The sequence below is a fragment of the Shewanella sp. SM21 genome (assembly GCF_025654335.1).
GTDB lineage: Bacteria > Pseudomonadota > Gammaproteobacteria > Enterobacterales > Shewanellaceae > Shewanella > Shewanella oncorhynchi.
On sequence record NZ_JAKKRL010000002.1, the window covers coordinates 169,418 to 192,999 of the forward strand.

Consider the following 23,582-nt stretch of genomic DNA (forward strand, 5'->3'; position numbering starts at 1 on the left):
GGAACTGTTTTAGTATCGACGCAAAATAATAATTAAGGTTATATCCTCTTTATGGCATCGAAAGCGACCTCGATTGATATTGCTTATCGTGCTGGCGTATCCCAGTCAACGGTTTCCCGTGCCCTTAGAAACAGCCCGTTAGTCAATTTAGAAACTCGCCAACGTATTCAAACCATTGCCAAAGAGCTGAATTATAAGGTCGATAAAAATGCCAGCAATCTTCGCACCCAAAATAGCCATACCTTAGCGCTGTTATTGTGTGAAGACCCCACCAACGATGACTCGTTAATCAATCCTTTTTTCCTGTCTATGCTTGGCTCCATTACCCGAGCAACGGCGCAGCAAGGTTATGATTTATTGGTTTCTTTTCAGCAATTGTCTAGCGATTGGCACGCCGATTATGAAGACAGTAATAAAGCTGACGGCATTATTCTGCTCGGTTACGGCGACTACATGGACTACGAGCAAAAGTTGGAGCGATTGCTCGCGCAGAATACTCACTTTGTGATCTGGGGCGCTGAGCATAACAATAAGTCAGTACTTTCCATTGGTTGTGATAATCATCAAGGCGGCTTGATTGCCACAGAGCACTTGATTTCCCTTGGTCGTAAAGCTTTTGCCTTTTTAGGCGATGCCTCAAGCCACAGCCCTGAGTTTAGGGACAGATATTTAGGCCATGTGAAGGCGCTGCAAATGGCGAATATTGCTGTCGATCGCACTAAGCAAGTGTCGGCAATTAGCACTGAAAGTGCTGGTTACGATGCGGCTATGGCATTGATGGCCAAAGGCGCACAGTTTGATGCTATTTTTGCTGCTAGCGATCTGATTGCCATTGGTGCTATTCGTGCGCTGAAAGAGAAGGGCATTTCAGTCCCAGAACAAGTTGCAGTGGTGGGATATGATGATATTCCGGTGGCGAGTTTTGCCAATCCGCCATTAACGACCATTAAGCAGAACACCCAATTAGCCGGTGAAATATTAGTCGACAGTGTACTCAAACTTATCCGCGGACAAGAGGTGAGTGCGCAGCTTATTCCGACGACCTTAGTGGTTCGTAGCTCCTGCGGAATAGATAGCACGCCGCTTAAGCCGTTATAGATGGCCGTTATTGCTAGGACTTAATAGCAGCTTGCTACTATTGGTTGGCAACTCGTTAAGCACTTAATTTACTTATTGAAACATCGCCGATAATCCTTGGATTTATCGGATTTTTGCTTTTGGGGATCACTTAACCGCATATTGACGTAAAAACTTCGGCACATCTGCTTTGGTTTTCTTGGCGATTTTTTGCAGTAACTCGAAGGTGGGAGCATTGAGACCGAACTCTTGCTGAAGGTCTGCCAGCATTGCCAGCCACAAATGGCCAGTCATTTCGGCATCGGCTAAGGCGCGGTGAAAAGTGCCATCGCTTGGTAACTGTTTATAGCGCACTAAAGTACCTAGCTGATGATTCGGTGCCGCTTGATATAAACGTCTTGCCACTAGCAAGGAGCAACCAAATTGCCCTCGATAGCGATGGCGAATTTGGGCAAATTCCGCGTCTAAAAAGCGCTGATCAAATGCCGCATTGTGGGCGACTAAGTTATGATCGGCGATAAAGTCGGCAAAACGCGCCATCACTTCATTGCAGGGCGCTGCATCCCTGAGCATTTGATTGCTGATCCCTGTGTAGTCCTCAATAAAACGACTTATTCTAAATCCTGGGTTCATCAACTCTGAAAATCTTTGGGTGATCACGCCGTTTTCAATCAGCCCAGCTCCGATTTCAATCGCGCGGTCCCCTTGATTAGGCGATAGCCCTGTGGTTTCAAAGTCGAGCACGACCAAAGTGTTAGCTGCAGATGTAGGCATAGATCTTATGTGGACTCTATAAATGATGTGTCAGCATTGCCTTCTTTGACAGCGCAATGCTTTTAGATAAGCCGATTGTAATTCAATACGTTAGTAAATTCACTATCACATTGACGCTGATAAAAGACTTAATGCTTTGTTGATCCGGTCGAGCTTTCTTGGTTTCGCTTCCTGTTAGCATTTACCTCTATGAATAACAGTTTGGTTTGTGAGCGACCCATGCAACTCGATATTAATGGCTTAACGCCCGCGCAATTTTTAGCAGAATATTGGCAGAAAAAACCTTTGGTTATCCGCCAAGGATTCAAACATTTTCAAGATTTAATCTCGCCCGAAGAGTTAGCTGGCTTAGCCATGGATGAACTGGTGGAATCTCGGCGAGTGTACCAACAGGCAGGGCAATGGCAGGCTGAATTTGGCCCTTTTGATTCCTACGATCATCTCGGTGAACGGGATTGGACTTTGATCGTGCAAGCCTTGAACAACTGGGTGCCCGATGCAGAAGCCCTGATCCAATGTTTTGATTTTATTCCGCGCTGGCGTTTAGATGATGTGATGGTGAGTTTTGCCACTCCTGGCGGTGGAGTGGGGCCGCATATCGATCTGTATGATGTGTTTATTTGCCAAGGTTCTGGACGTCGCCGCTGGCGCGTAGGCGATCTGGGGCCGCACAAAGAGTTTGCCGCCCATCCCGCTTTGCTGCACACAGAAGCTTTTGAACCGATTATCGATACTGAGTTATTGCCCGGCGACATCCTTTATATTCCCCCAGGATTCCCCCATGACGGCATAACTTTAGAGCAGTCTTTAAGTTTTTCAGTAGGTTATCGCACAGCTTCCGCCAAAGATATGGTAAGTGCTTTGGCCGATCATCTGTCTGAGCAAGATTTAGGCGCACAGCAGATTGAAGATCCAGACCGCGAGCTGACAACGCGCAGTGGTTGTGTTGATAATCGCGATTTAGCGCGGTTACGCACGCAACTGACTAATATGTTAACCGATGAACTGGTGAGCGAGTTTTCGGGCCGCTATTTAACTCAATCTAAATGCGCCCTCGATTTACCCGATGAGCCGTTGGACATCACGCAAGACGAAGTGCTCGCTTGGCTCGATGAGCAGCCGCTTATTCGCCTCGGCGGACTGCGTTGTTTGTATTTTGATATCAATGTGGGACAAGGCGTTGTCTATATTAATGGTGATAAGTATCTGCTTTCAGCCGAATTGGCCGCGGTGATCCCACTACTATGTGATAGCAATCAGTTAGATAAAACCGCCTTAGCCCCCTGGTTAGCCGATGCCGATTTGCTTACGCAGCTGACTGAGTGGGTGAACCTCGGTTACTGGTACTTTGAAGACCTGAGTGATGAAGAGTGTTAAGGCTGAATTAGCTCTAAAGCCCTACAGGTTTAAAAACTGAACAGTTTTTAAAGTGGCATGTCAGCGACTTACTAACATGGTATTCTTTTATCAATGGACTGATAGTAATGTCATTTGCATAGTACTGTTCAGTCATACTGAGCAATGAAAGCATTGGTCAAAGTCGAGGTCGTAACTCAACCAAATTCACTTAGTTGTGGCACGCCCTGCCATCGGAATAAAAAAGGAGGCTAATTAGCCTCCTTTTTGTGGTTTAAATCTTACTGAGTGGATTACGCAGCACGTTCCTGTGAAGTGGTTGAAACCACTTCTGGGCGCAGTTCTGCTGGGTCAAAGTCATCAACGTTGATTGATTTCATACGACCAATTTCTGCTCTTTCCAGTAATTGCACTTCGGCATCGCTTAACACACCTAAGGCTTTACCTTCTGCGGCAACTTTATCTAACCACATAAATGGTAGACGTTTACCACTGGCTTTACAGACTTTGTCATGTAGCGGTTCAGACGCGATGATGTCGAGCAGTGTTTGTTCTTGGATACCCACAGCATTGTGATCAGAGTTAGTCCAGAACTGACCTTTACCTAAACGGTCACGGCTTTCACACGGTGTTTGCATGATCTTAGCAACTTTATGATCTAACACATCGCTTGGGCGTTTCAGTGGACGACCGAATGGGAACATCACCACACGTAACGCACCGCCAAGGCCCATAGGGAAGTTATCCAGTAAATCGTCTAAAGAAGCTTGCAGCTTGTACAGCGCATCTTCAACTGCCCATTGTACTAATGGCAAGTCGTCGGTTTGACGGCCTTCATCTTCATAGCGTTTCAGTGTGGCTGATGCCAGATACAGTTGGCTCAGTAAGTCACCTAAACGGGCAGAGATACGTTCTTTACGTTTAAGGTTGCCGCCCAAGGTTGCCATGGCTAAGTCAGAAAGCAGGGCAAGGTTGGCACTGAAACGGTTCATCTGTTGATAATAACGTTTGGTTTTATCTGAATAAGGCGCGTTAGAGAAACGGCTTGATGTCAGACCTAACCAGAAGCTACGGATGAAGTTACTGGTCGCGAAACCAATGTGACCAAAGATAGCCGCATCAAAGTTAGCTAAACCTTGACCCGATTCAGTATCAAACGCTGACTCCATTTCTGCGAGTACATACGGATGGCAACGAATCGCGCCTTGGCCGTAGATGATCATAGAACGGGTGAGAATGTTTGCACCTTCAACAGTAATTGCGATAGGCGCAGCTTGGTAGCCACGGCCTAAATAGTTATTGGGGCCAAGACAAACGCCTTTACCGCCGTGAATATCCATGGCATCGATAACGCATTTCTGCATTCTGTCTGTCAGGTGATATTTCACAATCGCAGAGATAACCGACGGTTTTTCACCTAAGTCGATACCTGTAGTGGTCAACGTGGTTACCGCATCCATCAGATAAGCGTTACCGCCGATGCGTGCCATTGGCTCTTCGATACCTTCAAGCTTACCGATAGGCAATTTGAACTGACGACGAATGCGAGCATAAGCCCCTGTTGCTAGTGCCGCGGTTTTCACGCCGCCAGCTGAGTTTGATGGCAGAGTGATACCACGACCCACTGATAAACATTCCACCAGCATGCGCCAGCCTTGACCCGCCATTTTCGGGCCGCCAATGATGAAGCTTAATGGCACGAATACTTCGTTGCCGCGAGTCGGACCGTTTTGGAACATGCAGTTGAGCGGGAAGTGACGACGACCCGTTTCTACTCCTTCCACATCGGTAGGGATCAAAGCACAGGTGATGCCGAGTTCTTCTTTATCACCAAGTAGATGCTCTGGATCACGCAGTTTAAAGGCTAAGCCTAATACTGTCGCGACAGGGGCTAAAGTGATGTAACGCTTGTTCCAGGTCAGCTTCATCCCCAGAACTTCTTCACCTTCCCATTGGCCTTTACACACAATACCAAAGTCAGGAATCGAGCCTGCATCGCTACCGGCTTCTGGGCTGGTCAGTGCAAAACAGGGGACTTCTAAGCCTTTGGCTAAACGCGGTAAATAATGGTTTTGTTGCTCTGGCGTGCCGTAATGTTGCAGCAGCTCTCCAGGGCCTAAAGAGTTTGGTACGCCAACAGTTGAAGCCAACTCACTGCTTAACCCCGCCAGTTTTTGTAACACACGAGATTGAGCATAAGCTGAATATTCTAAACCGCCGTATTTTTTCTTAATGATCATGGCGAAGAAACCGTGATCTTTCAGATATTGCCATACGTCAGCAGGCAGATCGGCAAGTTGATGTGACACTTGGTGTTGATTCACCATGCGGCACACTTCTTCAACAGGGCCATCGAGGAAGGCCTGTTCGTCTGCACTTAAACGCGCAACTGGGTAGTTATGGAGTTTTTTCCAGTTCGGGTTACCCGCAAACAGATCGGCTTCCCACCAAGTGGTGCCGGCTTCAATCGCTTCTTTCTCTGTTGAAGACATTTCCGGCATGATGCCGCGATATACCTTCATCAGTGGACGACTGATCACATTTTGTCTAAATGCACTGATATTTAACGGCAGCGCGATCACGAGGAAAACGATCCAAGAGATAGGGCCGACAACATCGAGTGTCCATCCTGCTGTCATCACAACAGCGGCTGTAATAGTGGCAGTGAGCAAAGATACCCGAAGGTAAGCTAGGGCTCCTAGCACTAAGATCATGGCGATGATCCAAAGTAGGGTAGTCACTGTAATTCTCCTTAAATATGACCGAGTGCCAACCACAGGTCATAGAGTGTTTTATTGATTGCGATCACAATTATAGTTTGTGGTCAGACCTGTGTCGCATAAAAGTTAAACCTAAGAGAATTTTAATACAAGTATTTTTCAAACAATTGTTTAAATTATTTGTCAGCTTTGATCATTCCACAAATGTCATCAACTAGTTACAATGCCAACAAGTAGTTTTTTTGATTGATGATAGGCGAGAAATATGTGCGAGTTACTGGCGATGAGCGCCAATGTGCCAACCGATATTGTGTTTAGTTTTACGGGATTAGCACAACGTGGTGGTGTAACCGGTCCCCACGTGGACGGCTGGGGTATTACTTTTTACGAGGGGAAAGGTAGCCGTACTTTTAAAGATGCTTGCCCGAGTAGCGAATCGCATATTGCAAAATTGATTAAATCCTACCCGATTAAAAGTGAAGTGGTGATAAGCCACATTCGTCAGGCGAATCGCGGTTGTGTGTCTTTAGAGAATACTCATCCTTTTACCCGCGAATTATGGGGACGTTATTGGACCTATGCCCATAATGGTCAATTGACGGACTATCTGCCCAAGTTTCATGTCTCGCGCTATCAACCCGTAGGCGATACCGATAGCGAACTTGCTTTCTGTTGGATTTTGGAACAAGTCGCCCAGAAGTTTGGTGGTACTAAACCTGAAGATATGTTGGCAGTTTTCCATTACGTCGCAACGTTGGCCGAGCAAATCCGTGCGTTAGGTGTGTTCAACATGATATTGAGCGATGGCGAGCATTTAATGAGCTATTGCAGTAATAACTTATGTTACATCACTCGCCGCGCGCCGTTTGGTAAAGCGAAACTTATCGATACCGATGTGGTGATTGATTTTGATAAGGAAACTACCGCCCATGATGTGGTGACTGTGATTGCGACTCGCCCTTTGACCGAGAATGAACAGTGGCGCATTATGCAGCCGGGTAACTGGAAGTTGTTCAGATTGGGTGAGCTGTTAATTGATCTCTGATGTGATACCACTGAGCTAAATAATGAGGGCAAGCGGATTTACGGTTGACTTTGTTTTGTTCAGGTCACTTTATTAAAAAGTTCGAGTCAGTATCTAACATACCTTCTAGCAATCAGTGATGAACCATTAGCGATGAACATTAACCGAAACCGAACTTAGAGGTAGGCCCTAAGTTCAGTTAGATATAGTTCAGTTAGGTATACGGTTGGGCTTTATTCGATATGAGTTTGGCTTTAGTTCAGTATTGTTAAGCTAAGGCTTTGTATCATTGGGTTAAGTTTATACATCTTAACTCAACGCCTTACCGATTAACCTTCAGTCGTGCCGAGCAGTTTAGGCACTAGCGGTTTCTCTGCAATGTCTGCAGGTATGGTTTCTTGGTGCGGCACTTCATCGAAGTGATATTTAAGTAACTTAATATCGAGCTGCTTACTGCCTTTTTCAAAGTGAGTTAACCGCACGGGCAAATACGCTAAGTCAGGCGCCATCCAGAAGAAGGTTTGACGCTTTTTATTGTCACGCACGACTTCAATTTTGACTGTGTCGTAACTGCCGCTGTCGATGTTCATTCGTTCTTTACCGATCACATGAAACTTGTATTCATCGACTTCGTTGTCCTTGACCATCTTATAGTCGAGCACTTCTTTGCCCGCCATCATATCTAGCCTAAATTGCAACTGCACCATAAGAGGATCAAAGATTTTATCATCATAGGGAAACTTGCCTTTTTCATCTTTGTAACGGGTATGAATAAAGCCTTGAGCTTTGGCGAATGCGGTTTGCTCCGTGTAATTAGGCCCGACACCTTGGCGTTGTTGTAAGTAACGCAAAGGACTGAGCTGCGTATCATTTTGAGTAAATTCACTCAAGATGTGACGCACATCGGTTAACAATAACAGGCTGAGATCGCTATCAAAACGATACTTAAACACGCCATCTTCGGGATTGGGTAGCGTGTATTTGGCTTTTCCTAATTCAATGTCTCCATAGTTGACTTGGTATTCGGCCGTCTGCGGTGTTAGCGGCGTTGGCGCTGCCATGGCAAACATACTTTGAGTGAGGACGGTAAAACTCACTAATAATGTGGGAATGGTACGCAAAGAATGCTCCTTGGGTCGCAGGTTTTCACCTTGTATCACTACAGAATGGTCGGTAGTGGTTGATAAAAAAGTGTCGAGTAGCATGCTTACTTACACAGTTCTGGGTCAATCAGTTGAGCATAAATCAATTATTGGATCGACTGTAAGCAGGTTATAGCCGAGGACGACGTTTCTGTAAATAGAGATGTAAATAGTTTATGGATCAATATATTAAACTAAAATGGCATTGCCATGACTAAAGTCACCAGATCCGGGCGCCACTCGTATTCAGACAAATTAATTTTGCCGCAGTTCACTGTTATCCCTTCAATTCTTAATAATTCCATCTGTTCTTGAAAGAAGGTTGAATTTTTCTCGAAGGATATTTTGCCTTGACTATTGAGTACCCTATGCCAAGGGAGTGACAAATGTTCGGGAGCTGCTTTCAGTGCTTTTGACACATAACGCGCTCGTCCCGGTAATCCTGCATAATCGGCTATTTTGCCATAGCTGCTGACTTTACCCTGCGGGATCATGGCGACGATATGCCAGATTTTCGCCATAGGAGACAAGTCCACTGCTTGGGGCTGTTTTCTCGCTACACTCTGTTTATCTTGTTCAAGGTATTGATACAGTGGTGATTTTTCTTTAGGAAACGATGCCATTGAATTGTTAACCCTTAGCTTAATGGTATTGATACCAATCACATTAAATATCTAATCAGTTCAAAGCCTCACAGGTATTTAAATCCCAGGCGCATTAACGCAAAAATGGTTATTCTCTTTTAAGTCAATGCAACACCGGAGTGGGATATCTGTGAGGCTCCCAAAGGGCGGGTTTCAAAACGCTTTATACTGCGTTTAAGGCTTTCGACAGAGCACCACTATGCCTTCAAGCCTTCGCCTTGTCTAAAGCGCGTTGAATTCCCGCTGAATGAACAGATATTTAATACGATTGGTATGACTCACAAAGAATCACGCTCAAAAAATTTTGCTTGATGAGTTCACGCTAGTGTAACGGTAAAGCATGGCTTAGCGGAAGATGAGAGGGTATTTGACGTTTAAAGGATTAAGCACTTCTCGATATTTTTATCGGCTAGCTCGATTACTAACAAAATATTTAAACTGTTTTTAGCTTAAATATTGTGTAAATGGTCAAATAGTCCATAATAGCGCCAATTTTTTTGACTCGATGAGAGAAGATAACTGGCATGGCTGTACTCGATATTCTAACTATTCCCGATGAGCGCCTTAAACGTAAAGCGCAACCTGTAAAAGATATTGAAGCTGTTCAGGGATTTATCGATGATTTAATCGAAACCATGTATCACACGGACGATGGTATCGGTTTAGCAGCAACTCAAGTCGGCAGTACAGATGCCATTATCGTGATCGATTTATCTGACGGTCGCGACCAGCCTTTAGTGCTGATTAATCCTGAGATTGTTGAAAAGTCAGGTGAGTTCGTCGGTGAAGAAGGTTGTCTGTCTATCCCCGGTTATCGCGCTAAAGTGTCACGTTTTGAAAAGGTTAAAGTGACAGCCTTAGACAGAACTGGCAAGGCTATCGAAATCGAAACCGATGAGTTTTTAGCCATAGTGTTGCAGCACGAAATCGACCATTTGCATGGCAAAGTATTTATCGAACATTTATCCATGCTAAAACAACAAATCGCCCTTAAAAAAGTGCGTAAATACGCTTAACTTTTGACTTAAGTTTTATTTTAGAGAGTGGTTGTACCTATTGACTAGCCGCATTTATAGTGCGGCTTTTTTGTATTTAAAATCTAATCAAGGAAGATTAATGCTGTGATATGTGAACATAACAGCTTGTTTTTACTCTGATGAATGGATAAGGTAACCCAAAATCTACATTAGTTGTAGGTTCAGTTTTCATCATTAACAGCAAGTGTATGGATACGGTAGGGAAACAAATGAAACTTAAGGTAATAGCCTGTGGTATAGCCTCATTCGCCATGCTTTCACTGAGCGGTTGTAGTGCATTTTTTAACGGTAATACTACTGAGAAAAATGCGGTATCAAGTAGCTTAGTTGAATATTTATACCCTGATGAGAAGAGTCGCCAAGCCCAGCAGCCATCCTTACCTGTGCTGCGTTTACCGATTACCGTCGGCATCGCTTTCTTGCCTTCGTCCCATTGGCAAGCCGATGCAATTGATAGCCGAACTCAGATGGCATTACTTGATAAGGTTAAAAAATCCTTTGTTAAATATGACTATATCGATCGTATCGAAGTGATCCCAAGTACCTATCTTAAAAATGGTAAAGGTTTTGAAACCTTGCAGCAGGTTGCGCGTTTGCATGATGTTGATGTTATGGCATTGGTTTCTTACGATCAATTGATGCAAAGCCACGAGAACAAATCCGCCATTCTTTATTGGACTATCGTGGGCATGTATTTAATTCCCGGCAATGAAAATGCGATTCAAACCTTTGTAGATACAGCCGTTTTCGATATGCGTAGCCAGAAGATGTTATTTAGGGCGCCAGGTATTAATCAGTTAACTGAAAGTTCAACCGCTGTTGGCGTGACGACAACCCTAAGAGAGAAATCCTACGAGGGCTTTGATCTTGCGGTGAACGATATGATAGTCAATTTAGATGACGAGCTTGCCCGCTTTAAAACTCGGGTTAAGGAAGAGCACGTCGCCACCATAGAACATAAACAAGGTTACAGCGGCGGTGGCAGCTTATCTTTATTAATACTTTCACTATTGGGCATTTTTGCGATGCGCCGTTTAACGATTTGCCGTGAATAAAAAAATTAAGCGCAAATTAAGATCGTTAAGGATGAGCAAATTGAAGTTTGCTTTGAATCAAGACGTGAGCAAAAAGTATATAAAGTTGAGCACAGGTTCTGGTTACCAATTTACTTGTAGTTAACGTTTTGATTTTTTTTAAAGTGGTTTACAGAGGCTGCGGTATTGCGTCGGACACCACTTAAGCGGCGCGATAGATTACGCGTTTAACAAGGAGAAAAATTAAATGGATTTAAATTCACTATTACTGTTTGCAGTTGCTTGCCTTGCTATCAATCTTATCCCTGGACCCGATGTCATCTACATTGTATCTAACACAATGAAAGGGAAAATGATCAGTGGGCTTAAAGCTGCGATGGGTTTAGGTGTGGGTTATTTTGTTCACACGCTTGCTGCTAGCTTGGGATTATCTGCCATCATTCTCAGTTCAGCGTTGGCTTTTAGTATTGTGAAGTGGTTAGGGGCCGCGTATCTAGTGTATTTAGGCATTCAAGCGTTAATATCAATGTGGCGTGGCAATAATAAAATTGTGGTTGATAACAATAGCAAACCAAACGGCAACGTAGTTTTCCAAGGCATTGTCGTTAGTGTACTTAATCCTAAAGTCGCTTTATTTTTCCTCTCTTTTTTGCCGCAGTTTATTGACCCGTTAGCGGGTTCAACGTCAATTCAGCTGTTAACCCTTGGTCTTATTTTCAGTTTGTTAGCGACCTTGTGTAATGTCCTTTATGCGTCGGCAGGAAGCTGGGTATTTAGTCGCCCCAATTCCCTGCGTTATTCGAGAGCCTTAGAGGGGATATCAGGTGTGTTGCTTATTGGCTTGGCCAGTAAAGTCATGACCAGTGATAGGTAGTGGAATAAGGTCATTTTGTCGAGTAAGACATAAGTCCTCTTTGCTCTGATAGATATGAGCTTTTCAATCTAGCTATGACAAAGATCGCTTGTTACAACTTCACAAAATACGGTAGCGCGATGAGTGCTATGCCGATGCAGACGAGTAAGATTAGGTTGCTGACAAAATAAGGGTAGAGCATCAGGGTTATCCCAACGACGAGGGGGATGGGTGCACCTTGGCGTTTGCCATAGGTGAAAAAGCCAAGACCAAAGAGGCTAAAGACTAAACTCCATAGTAATAATGCTGGATTATCAAACATCTTGAGTTCCTAAATGGTTAGCATAGGTAGGCTTTGACCTTATCACAGCGCCAAATTGGTCAATCGATTACTTAAACTATTGGTTAAACGGCTGCGTCGTTTTATTGAGTCTAATGCTGACTATCCCGTAGCGTAATTAAGCTTTATTCATCTTATTGCTGCGATGTTGCCTTATTTCACTCGTGCTATAGCTCATATAACTCTAAGGGTAAGCCGTCGGGATCGCTAAAGAAGGTGAATTTTCTGCCTGTGTATTCGTCAATGCGGACGGGTTCAACGGTAATGTGATGGCTATGAAGATGTTCGATGGCGGTTTCAATCGATGCTACGCGAAAGGCGAGATGCCTAAGTCCACAGGCTTCGGGATAGCTTGGTCGTTTGGGTGGATTATCGAATGAAAATAACTCAATTTGACTCTTATCGGCCAGTTGTAAATCAAGTTTATAGGACTTACGTGCCTCACGGAAATGCTCTGCAAGCACGGTAAGGCCAAGAATGGTTACATAAAAGTGTTTGGACTTTTGATAGTCGCTGCAAATAATCGCTGCATGGTGAATGCCGAGTAACATCGCTTTCCTTTGTGATTTTTAAAGGGTGATCAAATAAGATAGAAAGGTTTGAGAGTATAACGGTTAAAAAAAGATAGCGTCACAGTTTAGCGTGACGCTATCGGTCGATTTCACTTTTTAGCTCACCTAGGCTTTTTGCTCGTTTAATCTTCCAGCTCGAATATGGCTGAAGACAGCGGTGCAAGTTGCATCTGAACTTGTCCTTCCCCTTGTTTGACAACCAACTGCGCTTTGTTGTCTTCCAGCAAATCCTTAAGTGGATAGGTCCCATCCGTTAACTGCCATTGGTCGATAAGTGGCTTTGGTAGCTTAAGGGATAATGGCTTTGCTTGAGTTTGATTAAAGTTATTTACAATAATCAGTTTTTGGCCCGTTTTATTGGTCGTATTTTCCTCAAAGCGCACAAAGGCAAAAGTGCTGTCATCATAACCCGTTGCACTGCCATGAGTATCCATTGTGGCGGTTTGTGCGCTGCGGTTGGCGGCATCGAGTGAGTAATATTCTCCTAAAAGCGCAGGTACATTTTTACCTGTGCTTAGGTTCAGTAATTTTTGATAATAAGCCCGCAAAGTGGCTTCCTTTACGGTTGATTGCCCACCATCAAACTTGCCATTGTTCATCCAGCGCTGATGCGCAGGGACGCCTACATAGTCAAAAATACTGGTGCGTGATGCATGACCAAATCCTGGGTTGTCGATGGCGGCTTCTCCCACTTCTTGGCCAAAATACACTAACGTCGGTGAAGTGCCTATCGTTGCCGACACTACCATAGCGGGTAGGGCATAGTGTGGATTAACGGCTTGGGTTGCCGTGGGCTTATTTGTGTGTAGCGATGCTAAAAATGCTGCATTACCAATACGTTGCTCGTCGTGGTTTTCTAAAAAGTGCAGCATGTGAGATTCAATATCCTGCACTTTTTCCTGATCTGCCGCGATATTAGCTGTGCTGGTTTTACCCGCCATCACGGCTTTTAGGGTGTCGTAAAGATCGACCTTATCGTACAGATAATCCATTTTGCCAAGTTGGATATAATCTCGATACAGCTTGGGGTTATAGACCTCGGCCAAGATAAAGGCATCGGGATTTGTGTGTTTTATCTGGCTGTTGAGATAGCTCCAAAACTCCACTGGTACCATTTCGGCCATATCATAGCGAAAGCCATCGACCCCTTTTGCTAGCCAGTACTGCGCAATCTGATTGAATTTAATCCAAGAGCTTGGGAGCTCAGCTAAGTGTTGTTGCCAAAAAGCGTAATGCTGCGCCTGCGTTAAAGTGGCGAAATTGGCTGGCAGGCGAGGGAAGTCATAGGTGCCATCGGGGCGTACGCCGTAATTGATTTTAACGGTCTCGTACCAATCATTGGCATCGGGCTTGGCTAAGCGTGAGCCATTGCCAGTCCATTTTGCGGGAAATTCATTGAATTTGCCGTCACTTAAGGGGTGAGCTTCTCCGCCCAGCGGTTTAAGTCCTGCGGGTAAGCTTGGCACTTCAAAGGCATGTGCTTGTCCCTTTGCCCCCTCCGAGCCATTATTAACATCAACTTTATCAAGGATATAATAGAAATTGTTGTTTTTGGCGTATTCCAGACTTGTATCATCATCTTCGCCAAAATCACGCACGCCGTGGGGTTTACTAACGGATTGATAATGGCGCGCCACATGGTTTGGCACGATATCGATAATCACCTTTAAGCCGTGGTGATGGGTACGGGCAATGAGCGCTTCGAACTCGGCTAAACGGTTGGCGGGATTGACCGCCAGATCTAGGTTGACGTTGTAGTAATCTTTGACTGCGTAGGGTGAGCCCGCGCGTCCTTTGACCACATCGGGATCATCAGTACTTACGCCAATAGCGCTGTAATCACCAATCAATGCATGGTGGGGAACGCCCGTGTACCACACATGGGTAACGCCTAGGTCCTTGATGCTATTGAGTGCAATATCATTGATATCACTAAACTTGCCGACGCCATTGTCGGCAATCGTGCCCCAAGGTTTATTGCTTGGATTTTTATTGCCATAAAGGCGAGTAAAAATCTGATATACCACAGGTTTTAGCGTCATAACCTCACTCTCAGACTTTGGCAGTAACTCATTATCAAGCGCCTGCGCCGATGTATTTGCATTGGTCGAGAAGCTAAAAAGCGAGGCAGTTAATAAAGAGGCGCTGAATAGAGCGTTTAAACATAAGCTGAGTGATGACTGTCGGCGCTGCGGGGCTTTCGCTGCTTGGGTTATAAGTAAAGCCACTATGGGAAATTTCGCCGCTTGGGGGCACTGAGTCACTCTGGAATCGATAGGCGATAAAAAGCTCAAGACTGAATTCCTTTTAGGGTTGAGTTTTTGATTGGATGAGTTGTTTGAGCCGGAGTTAAATCGCTAGCTGAGTAACTCATGTGATTAGAGGTTTGACGGCTAGGTAAGCCAGTATTTAGCTGCGGTCTGGCTTTAAGCTCAAGGATAGTGACACCTGCGTGGGGCAATGCTAGCGCTTGATTAAGTGAAACTGTGTTGCCACTGATGATATCTGTAGCGGCGCGGTTATCGCCAAGTACACTGGCAAAGCGGTTTACATCTAGCGTGACTGCTTTGTCATTTTTATTATAAATCACCATGACTTTATCGGCCGAGGGTTGAGTGCAGGCATTGTGTTGGGCTTGAGAATTGTGTTGAGTTAGTGACTTAAGCGCTTCGGCTTTCTGTTCAGCTGATAATGGCACATGTAATAAGCAACGAAATTGCACATAGATACCATCCTGCGGCACAAAGTGCAGTAAATCGCCCGATTGCAGCGCAAGGGATTGTTTACGGTAATTCAGTAGGGTACGGACAAATTGCTGTGCTTGTCGTTGAGGTTCACTCAGTCCTTGGCCGGTAAAGGCATTCGTGGCACTGTTGGCAAAACCACCGGGAAAATCACTGCGTACAACGCCATCGTGACGGCCCTCGGTCGGGCTGGTCATCAACACTTCTGTACCGTAGAACAGCTGCGGAATGCGTTTGGCGGTCAGCACATAAGTGAGGGCCATCTTGTATAAGTCTATATTTTCTTTCACTAAACTGAAGATACGATTTGTATCGTGATTGCCTTCAAATAGCACTAGCTTACTGGGATCCGCATACACAACATCGTTGGCTAACATCTCGTAAAGCTTGATAAAGCCTGTATCCCAGGTTTCTGGCTCATTAAGGCTGGCAATCAATTTTTCATATAGCGGGAAGTCCATCAAACTGGGTAAATCTGAGGTATAGCCATCGGCATTGATTTTGCCCTTTTGCCAATAGGACACTGTGATGGGGTTTGCGGTCCATTCTTCGCCAACAATATTAAAATTTGGGTACTCAGCCATTACGGCCTTAGACCATTTAGCGAGAAACCCTTTGTCGGCGTAGGAGTAAGTATCTTCACGTATCCCCGAAAGTCCTGCGTACTCGACCCACCAAATACTGTTTTGGATAAGATAGGTTGCCAGTTTGGGATTGCTTTGATTTAGATCTGGCATAGTGTCGGTAAACCAACCATCGACAAAATCAATATGATCTTGCGCTGCCGCGTAGGGATCTTGCACTGTCGTGCGCCTATGGCTGGTGAAACGGGGGCTGGTAACGCTGGATTTAATAGCACTGGATTTAGTATCGGCAGACTGCATCAAGTCAGGCTTGGATTTGCGATTATGTAGCTGCGTTTTTGTGGCATCGTTCAGCCAGTCTTGGCTAGGTAAATCGTTGAGCCACCAATGGTTAGAGCCGATATGATTCACCACAACATCTTTAATCACCCCTAGGCCAAGCTTGTTAGCCTTAGCGACTAAGGCTTTATAATCTTCGTTGCTGGCAAAGCGGGGATCGACGCGGTATAAATTGGTAATTGAGTAACCGTGGTATGAATACTGGGCTTGATTATTCTCAAGCAGCGGATTGATCCATAACTGAGTCACGCCAAGTTTTGCCAGATATGCTAAGTGCTGGCTGATCCCTGCTATATCGCCGCCATGGCGAGCATCGGGATAGTTGAGATTACTGGGAGAGTTAGCTGCGACTTGCTCTAACATATCGGCTTGATTGTCATTACTCGTGTCGCCATTGGCGAATCGGTCCGGCGTGATAAGGTAAATCACATCCTTATTGCTAAATCCTTGGCGCTCACGGCTGCCCTTAGCACGCCCTTGCAACGTATAGGGCAGGCGATAAAGAGGCGTGTCGGCTTTTGAAGCCGAGTCAGTGTTGGAAATTATTAGCTCAAAGGTTTGCGGCGCAGCTTGGCTCAGATCTAAATTGATAAACAGATAGTGAGGGTTATCAGTGTGCTCAAGGCTTTTAAGTGTGATGCCTTTTCCTTGTATATCAACCTTAATCTGCTGCGGTAAGCTTGGAAGTTCGCGGCTATACAGCATCAGCTGTAACTCAGGGTTCTGCATTCCCGCCCACCAAAACGCGGGTTCAAGCTTAACGTCCGTTGATATATCTGGCTCAAAGGTGTTTGCATAGGCCGTATTAAATGAAGAGCAAACCAAGCATAAATAAAGCGCAATCATTAGGTTTTGACGGATCATAATGTAAGCCTTTTAAAGATAGAGAAGTAAAACGTGCTGGCATGATGAATGTTAGAAATGCTGAAATCTACATAAGCAAAAGCCTGCTTCTTAATTGAAGCAGGCTTTATTTGGGGTAGTTTATAAAGAGTAACTTAACCCTAGGAAGTACTGTCTACCGAAGTATTGGATTGTTCCTGTCTGATGTTCTTCACCAAAATAGGTTTTGTTCGGTTCATCAGTTAAGTTATTAATTTGGAATAAGAACTTAAGTCCATTTTCCAGAGCGTATGAAGCTTGATAATCCACAATCGTTTCGGCATCGAAGAAAGCAAGTTGTGATTCAACTGCCACTTGTTCTGAAACATAGCTGCTACGATATCTCATGCTGACGCGAGTATCGAAACCGTCCAGAGTATAGAACAAGGTGGTGTTGAGTACGCTTTCTGATAAACCTGGTAATGGAATGGTTAAGTTTGAACCACTTAAATCTGTGGTAAATTCCACTTCACTGTCTGAATACGAGTAGCTGCCAGTGAAGCCAAGACCGCTGAGTGGCGATGGTAGGAAATCAAAGACTTGGGTATAACCTAACTCAACACCACGAATGTAGCCGCCATTGTCGTTGTTGATCGCAGTTTGATATTGACCTTCATCTTTCACTACTGGGAATTCAACACCATTATCGATAATAGTATCGGGGACGATAAATCCATTACCTTCAAAATCAAATGGTTGGATTGTAAAGTTGTTGATAAAGGATTTAATATCTTTGTAGAACAAGGCTACGACAACCGCACCTTCAGAATCTTCAAAATAGTGCTCGTAAGATAAGTCGTATTGATCTGCATAAAACGGATCGAGTAGAGGACTGGTGTTACCCCAAGCATTGTATTTTTTGTATCCCGGTGTAGCAGAATCGTCATACCAAGATCCCATGCCTGACTTTAGCTTGTCGATTGGAGGACGTGACATCACAGAGGCTGCAGCAAAGCGCAGTTGATCATTTTCAGTGAGGTGGAAAGTTAAGTTGAGTGACGGTAAATAATCGGTATAGGTTTTACCTATCTCGTTACGGATATAATCGGTACTGACCACGCCAAGTTCATCAGTAATCGCTTCACCTAGACCATAGCCAACTTGTTGTAGACCTTTACTGCTTTGATCTGTTTGAACAACACGCACGCCCACGTTACCCGTGACTTTCATATCGCCTAAGTCAAACTCGAGATTACCTTGGACATAGCCAGCTAATACATCTTCATTGACCGAACCGCTTTGGATCATGGTCCAGTTATTAGACCAATTAGCAGTCGGGGTGAAAGGGGATTGTCCCGTTGCTGCTAACTGCGCGTTAACCAGCTCAATGGCTTTGTTAAAATCAACTGAAAGGAAGTTAGGGTAACCAGATAATTCACCGCCAAAGTTGACGACATTTGTCATGTCAGTGTTCATTTGAAGCACGGGCTGGTTAGTTGGGTTTTTACCAAATTCAAAACCATAACCGGCTTGTGAACGTTGCGCATTAAACTCACGTTCTGAGTAGCGCAGACCAAAATCAACTGAAGTTAAGAAACCAGAATCTAATGCATAGTTAAAGTCTAACTTGTAGGCGACAAGATCATTTTGTTGATCGTATGGCCACATACCCACTTCTTTTAAACCCAAGGTCGCGGTATTGGTATAGTCGTTTGAAAAACTGACATCGGCTGGGCTTAAACCATGTAGTTGATAATTAATTGATTCGGCTGAGCGTACTTCATTACCTATATCATCATATAAAACGGCACGAGTACCGCCGTTGACGAACTCACCATCGGCTTTTGAATAGCTCACATCACCTGCGACAGTTAATGCGCCGCCATTGTTCCACTCAATATTGACTGAGCCTGATGTCAGTTCTGAATATTTTGAGTCGTTATCATTGATAACAAAAACGGCAAAGTTATCAGTACCATCAGTTGATACCGTTCCGCCTGTCATAGAACCATTTTCGACAACCGCATCACTAATAGTACCGTTTTTTAATGACTTAACGCGAAAGCCTCGGGCAAAGTTTTCGGAAGTGAATTTTGAATGGAATAAATCACTTTTTACACTGAGATTGTCTGTTGGTTGCCAATGGATAGCAGCCATATAACCATCACGTGTATCATCACCGCCTTTTTGCTGTAACTCAAAACCTTCACTGATTGATTCGGCAGCACCGTCGCCATTGACATCTTTTTTATCGTCGTTGAAACGTAAACCAATGAATTGACTGGCAACATAAGGTTGGTACAAATGGGCATAGCCTAGCGCCACACCGAGTGTATCTTCAAGGAATTTGCCTTGATAGGCAAAGCTAAGACGGTTGCCATATTGATCGGCATCGGAAATCTCATCCGCTCTGTCATTAAAACTGCCGCGAGCATTGATATTAAATGATTGGTCTTTGTCGCTTTTTAAGGGATCTGCTGTTTTTAATTCTACCGTACCGGCGACGCCACCTTCAATCAGCGAGGCTTTTGGTGTTTTATAGACGGCGGCTTGACTAATTAATTCGGATGGATATTGGTCAAACTCAATCGCGCGTTTACCGCCCGTTGTCACTTGTTCGTGTCCATTAAGCGTTGCAAAGACGAAATCACCATCAAGACCTCGAATATTGAGGCCGCTTGCTTGTCCACCAGTGCGCACTGCGGTCACGCCTGGTAAGCGAGTCAGTGCATCAGCGATTGACTGATCGGGAAGGGCGCCAAGATCATCTGCTGAAATCGATTCAGAGACGGTATCTCCAAAGCGTTTATCATTTAGTGATTTGATGACACTGGTTCTAAAGCCTTTAACTTCAATAACCTCAATAGCAGCTTCTTTTGCTTTTGCTTCCTTATCTGTAGTCACTTCATCTGCCGCATAGGAGTGCATACTGGCACCTGCGGCGATGAGCGCTAAGGTTAGCAAACTGGGTTTAAATCGCATCATATCTCTCTTCCCCTTGGAGTCGCTTTATCGCTTTGTAGAGCGTTTTATCGTTATCACCGCGTTATTTTTGCGGCCTTTTTTTGGTATATGGGCGCTTAATTGACTGCATAAGTGCTGCGTTTATGACCAAATTGTTATGCAACGGTGAAGATACTACTCCCGAGTTTCTTAGCTGAACAACAGAGTGCATACGTATTCAATACCTAGCAGAGTTAAGAATAGACTGTGATAGAGGGTGAACTCAGGGAATAAAATGATTTTATTTTGCAATCAAGTGACTGTTAATAAAAGGTAAATTTCATTGTGATGCCATGTGACTATTGGCTGCATCTTCTGCATACGTATGCAGGTGTATTGAACCTTATTTCCCTCTTCACGTATGCTCGGTAACACAAAAGAAGCCGCGATGACTTTACTCTGCAGTAACAAAACGATAACTGTTTGCTTGAGTGTGTTAGGGAAAGTTCGCTGTAGAATAATGATAAAGGGGCAACAATGAGTGAGTTAACGTGGTGGCGTGGTGCAGTGATTTACCAAATTTATCCGCGTAGCCTTTTAGATACCAATGGTGACGGCGTCGGGGATTTACGCGGCATTATCATAAAGCTGGATTACATTGCGAGTCTTAATGTCGATGCCATCTGGATTTCACCTTTTTTTAAATCTCCTATGGCAGATTTTGGCTACGACATCAGTGATTACCGCGAAGTTGACCCTCTTTTTGGCACTATGCATGATTTCGATGAATTGATTGAAAAAGCCCATGGTTTAGGTATTAAGGTCATTATTGATCAAGTATTAAGTCATACCTCGGACCAACATGCGTGGTTTATTGAGAGCCGCGAAAACCGTTCGAATCCCAAGGCGGATTGGTATGTGTGGGCAGATCCTAAGGAAGACGGTACAGCACCTAACAACTGGCTCGCGATTTTTGGCGGTTGTGCTTGGGAGTGGGAACCGCGCAGACAGCAATACTATTTACATAACTTCCTGCGTAGTCAGCCCGATATTAATTTCCATCATCCCGAAGTGCGCCAAGCTGTGCTGGATAACGTTGAATTTTGGCTTAAAAAGGGGGTAGATGGCTTCCGCTTAGATGCCATTACCTTCTGTTATCACGATGAACTGCTCAGGGATAATCCGCCAAAGCCTAAGGATAAACGTCAGGGCCGTGGTTTCAGTGAAGATAACCCTTACGCCTATCAATACCATTACTACAATAATGACCGTCCGCAAACCATCGCTTTTATTGAAGATTTACGAAAGCTCATCAATCGTTATCCCGGAGCCGTTACCTTAGGCGAAGTGTCAGCCGAAGACTCCTTGGCTGTAATGGCTGCCTACACTAAGGGCGAAGATCGCCTGCATATGGCCTACAGTTTTGAGCTGCTGACTGATGATTACAGCGCAAGTTATATTCGCCAAACCGTAGAGGCTTTGGAAGCGAGCATAGGTGATGGCTGGCCATGTTGGGCTATCGGCAATCATGATGTGCAGCGCGTAGCGAGTCGTTGGGGGCAAGGTAAGCAGAATTCAGACATGGTCAAAATGCTCAATGCCATGCTAAGTTCGCTGCGCGGCAGTATATGTAGTTATCAAGGTGAAGAACTCGGTCTAACCGAGGCACCAATTGAATACCATGAGCTGCAAGATCCCTTTGGCAAAACATTTTGGCCTATGTTTAAGGGGCGTGATGGTTGCCGTACGCCAATGCCGTGGCAGCAAGGCGCTGACTTTAGTGGCTTTAGTGATGTTTCTCCTTGGCTGCCAATTCCACCTGCGCACCAAGCGTTAGCTGTGGATGTACAAGAATCTGATGCTGATTCTATGCTCAATGGTTATCGACGTTTTCTGGCTTGGCGTAAGTTACACCCAGTGTTAGTTGAAGGTGATATTAAATTTGTTGATACAAAGGAGCCCATTTTGGCCTTTGTTCGCACCTTAGGCGATATAAAAGTGCTCGTGGGATTCAATTTAGGTGATACCGAGGTCGAGTTTGATTTCTCTGCATTTGAAATCAGTGAGTCGCTGACGGGACACGGCCTTAAAACCGCACAAATAGAACACAATCAGCTGAAGTTTTCGGCATTTACCAGCTTTTATGCAGTGTTAAAGTGAAAATGATTCATTTTTATTCGGTTGAAGTGTTATAGATACGGGATCCCAAGCCCACAGTTTGATATAAACCCGCCCACGGGCACCATGGGGAATGTAACCTTAATTAGTTCCTGATAATAAAAACATACAGAGAGAATAACTATGGCGTCATCAATTAATACCGGTAGCTACACGAGCAGCACTGGCGAAAATGGGTCGGGCAGTTATCGTTTTGCCTTGATCTCATTGACTTCACTGTTTTTTATGTGGGGTTTTATCACCTGCTTGAACGATATTCTGATCCCGCATCTTAAAGCGGTGTTTTCACTAAATTATACTCAAGCCATGTTGATCCAGTTTTGTTTCTTCGGTGCTTATTTTCTAGTCTCAATCCCTGCGGGTAACTTAGTGAAAAAGCTGGGTTATCAAAAGGGAATTGTTACTGGTCTCGTGATTGCAAGTATTGGTTGTGCGCTGTTTTATCCTGCGGCGGCCCTCGCTACTTACAACTTGTTTCTCGGTGCATTATTTGTTTTGGCATCCGGCATCACAATCCTGCAAGTGGCAGCTAATCCTTATGTCAATGCCTTAGGCAGTAGCGAAACTGCGTCGAGTCGTTTGAATTTAACGCAAGCGTTCAACGCCTTAGGCACAACGGTCGCGCCGTTTTTTGGTGCTATGTTAATTCTTTCTGTTGCCAGTTCAGTATCAGGCGATTTAGCCCAAGCGAGTGCTGAAGCAGAAGTGGTTAAACTGCCATACCTGTTACTTTCTGGCGCCTTGGCAATTTTAGCGCTGATTTTTGCGAAGTTAGATTTACCTGTGATCCGTGAGCATGATGAAAGTGTTCAAGGTGAAGTTCAGACCCATCTAGGTAAAACCAGTGCCTTAAAAAGCAAGCACTTAGTGCTCGGCGCTGTAGGTATTTTCGTGTATGTCGGCGCAGAAGTGTCTATCGGTAGCTTTTTAGTCAGCTTCTTAGGTGAAAGCCATATAGCGGGTATGCCAGAAGCCGAAGCCGCCCATTACATCGCCTATTATTGGGGTGGCGCTATGGTGGGACGTTTCATTGGCTCTGTGGTGATGCAAAAAGTACCAGCAGGCTCAGTGCTTGCATTTAATGCTTTTATGGCGGCACTACTTGTGGTTGCAGCGATGACAACCAGTGGCAGCATTGCTATGTGGGCAATCCTTGGGGTGGGGTTATTTAACTCGATTATGTTCCCAACGATCTTCAGCTTAGCACTTCGTGATTTAGGTCCACACACTTCACAGGGCAGTGGCATTCTGTGTTTGGCGATTGTGGGCGGCGCGATTTTGCCTTTATTCCAAGGCATGTTAGCGGATAATCTTGGCGTTCAGCTCGCCTTTATTCTGCCCGTGATTTGTTATGGGTTTATCCTGTTCTACGGGGCTAAAGGCTCAAAAATGTAATGGA

Annotated in this window: 18 protein-coding genes; 9 read left to right on the forward strand and 9 right to left on the reverse strand. The window is 44.7% G+C overall.

Annotated elements, in window-relative coordinates; translation table 11 throughout:
- Positions 1-51: 51 nt before the first annotated feature.
- Entirely contained in the window at positions 52-1,098 is a 1,047-nt protein-coding gene (locus L5L94_RS02860) for a LacI family DNA-binding transcriptional regulator (RefSeq protein WP_263161049.1), read from the forward strand.
- Between the two features lie 126 nt (positions 1,099-1,224).
- Here L5L94_RS02860 and L5L94_RS02865 read toward each other — a convergent pair whose 3' ends face one another.
- Entirely contained in the window at positions 1,225-1,851 is a 627-nt protein-coding gene (locus tag L5L94_RS02865; RefSeq protein WP_263161050.1) for a PolC-type DNA polymerase III, read from the reverse strand.
- Positions 1,852-2,070: 219 nt separating this feature from the next.
- Here L5L94_RS02865 and L5L94_RS02870 point away from each other — a divergent pair, with 219 nt between their 5' ends.
- On the forward strand, positions 2,071-3,228 hold the full coding sequence (locus L5L94_RS02870) for a cupin domain-containing protein (protein WP_263161052.1): 1,158 nt from the start codon (positions 2,071-2,073) through the stop codon (positions 3,226-3,228).
- Positions 3,229-3,500: 272 nt separating this feature from the next.
- Here L5L94_RS02870 and fadE read toward each other — a convergent pair whose 3' ends face one another.
- Positions 3,501-5,948 carry an acyl-CoA dehydrogenase FadE gene (fadE, locus tag L5L94_RS02875; RefSeq protein ID WP_263161054.1) on the reverse strand — a complete coding sequence of 816 codons (2,448 nt, stop codon included), beginning with the start codon at positions 5,946-5,948 and terminating at the stop codon, positions 3,501-3,503.
- Positions 5,949-6,192: 244 nt separating this feature from the next.
- On the opposite strand from fadE, the gene L5L94_RS02880 reads away from it, so the two are divergent.
- Positions 6,193-6,972 carry a class II glutamine amidotransferase gene (locus L5L94_RS02880; protein ID WP_263161056.1) on the forward strand — a complete coding sequence of 260 codons (780 nt, stop codon included), beginning with the start codon at positions 6,193-6,195 and terminating at the stop codon, positions 6,970-6,972.
- 308 nt (positions 6,973-7,280) lie between these two features.
- Here L5L94_RS02880 and L5L94_RS02885 read toward each other — a convergent pair whose 3' ends face one another.
- Together L5L94_RS02885 and L5L94_RS02890 are read right to left on the reverse strand one after the other, a co-directional pair.
- Positions 7,281-8,072, reverse strand: a complete 792-nt coding sequence (locus L5L94_RS02885) for a DUF3108 domain-containing protein (RefSeq protein ID WP_105252420.1) — start codon at positions 8,070-8,072, stop codon at positions 7,281-7,283.
- 215 nt (positions 8,073-8,287) lie between these two features.
- Positions 8,288-8,716: an MGMT family protein gene (locus L5L94_RS02890; RefSeq protein ID WP_263161058.1), complete on the reverse strand. Its 429-nt coding sequence runs from the start codon at positions 8,714-8,716 to the stop codon at positions 8,288-8,290.
- 147 nt (positions 8,717-8,863) lie between these two features.
- Between L5L94_RS02890 and L5L94_RS02895 the strand changes: the two genes are divergently transcribed.
- The 4 genes from L5L94_RS02895 (at position 8,864) to L5L94_RS02910 (ending at position 11,682) form a co-directional block, all read left to right on the forward strand.
- The gene (locus tag L5L94_RS02895; RefSeq protein WP_263161413.1) at positions 8,864-9,049 is read left to right on the forward strand and encodes a hypothetical protein; all 186 of its coding nucleotides are present in this window, start codon (positions 8,864-8,866) and stop codon (positions 9,047-9,049) included.
- Positions 9,050-9,261: 212 nt separating this feature from the next.
- Positions 9,262-9,753 carry a peptide deformylase gene (gene def, locus L5L94_RS02900; RefSeq protein ID WP_011789520.1) on the forward strand — a complete coding sequence of 164 codons (492 nt, stop codon included), beginning with the start codon at positions 9,262-9,264 and terminating at the stop codon, positions 9,751-9,753.
- 230 nt (positions 9,754-9,983) lie between these two features.
- Positions 9,984-10,829 (forward strand): rhombotarget lipoprotein, encoded by an 846-nt coding sequence (gene rhlP / locus L5L94_RS02905; protein WP_212600581.1) that lies wholly within the window; start codon positions 9,984-9,986, stop codon positions 10,827-10,829.
- Positions 10,830-11,055: 226 nt separating this feature from the next.
- Entirely contained in the window at positions 11,056-11,682 is a 627-nt protein-coding gene (locus tag L5L94_RS02910; protein WP_131525774.1) for a LysE family translocator, read from the forward strand.
- 91 nt (positions 11,683-11,773) lie between these two features.
- On the opposite strand, the gene L5L94_RS02915 is transcribed toward L5L94_RS02910, so the two are convergent.
- The 5 genes from L5L94_RS02915 to L5L94_RS02935 all read right to left on the reverse strand — a co-directional run bounded on the left by L5L94_RS02915 (position 11,774) and on the right by L5L94_RS02935 (position 20,047).
- Positions 11,774-11,983, reverse strand: a complete 210-nt coding sequence (locus L5L94_RS02915; protein WP_113939622.1) for a hypothetical protein — start codon at positions 11,981-11,983, stop codon at positions 11,774-11,776.
- A gap of 185 nt (positions 11,984-12,168) precedes the next feature.
- Positions 12,169-12,552 carry a VOC family protein gene (locus tag L5L94_RS02920; RefSeq protein ID WP_113939623.1) on the reverse strand — a complete coding sequence of 128 codons (384 nt, stop codon included), beginning with the start codon at positions 12,550-12,552 and terminating at the stop codon, positions 12,169-12,171.
- A 143-nt stretch (positions 12,553-12,695) separates the two neighbouring features.
- A complete protein-coding gene (locus L5L94_RS02925) occupies positions 12,696-14,867 on the reverse strand; it encodes an alpha-amylase family protein (protein WP_263161061.1) in 2,172 nt (723 codons plus the stop codon).
- Positions 14,864-17,104, reverse strand: coding sequence for a glycoside hydrolase family 13 protein (locus L5L94_RS02930; RefSeq protein ID WP_263161062.1), 2,241 nt, complete (start codon positions 17,102-17,104; stop codon positions 14,864-14,866). The genes L5L94_RS02925 and L5L94_RS02930 overlap by 4 nt, the downstream gene beginning before the upstream one ends.
- A 120-nt stretch (positions 17,105-17,224) precedes the next feature.
- On the reverse strand, positions 17,225-20,047 hold the full coding sequence (locus L5L94_RS02935; protein ID WP_198573275.1) for a TonB-dependent receptor: 2,823 nt from the start codon (positions 20,045-20,047) through the stop codon (positions 17,225-17,227).
- Between the two features lie 495 nt (positions 20,048-20,542).
- On the opposite strand from L5L94_RS02935, the gene L5L94_RS02940 reads away from it, so the two are divergent.
- Positions 20,543-22,165, forward strand: coding sequence for an alpha-glucosidase family protein (locus L5L94_RS02940; RefSeq protein WP_263161066.1), 1,623 nt, complete (start codon positions 20,543-20,545; stop codon positions 22,163-22,165).
- A 141-nt stretch (positions 22,166-22,306) separates the two neighbouring features.
- The gene (locus L5L94_RS02945; protein WP_263161068.1) at positions 22,307-23,578 is read left to right on the forward strand and encodes a sugar MFS transporter; all 1,272 of its coding nucleotides are present in this window, start codon (positions 22,307-22,309) and stop codon (positions 23,576-23,578) included.
- Positions 23,579-23,582 lie beyond the last annotated feature (4 nt).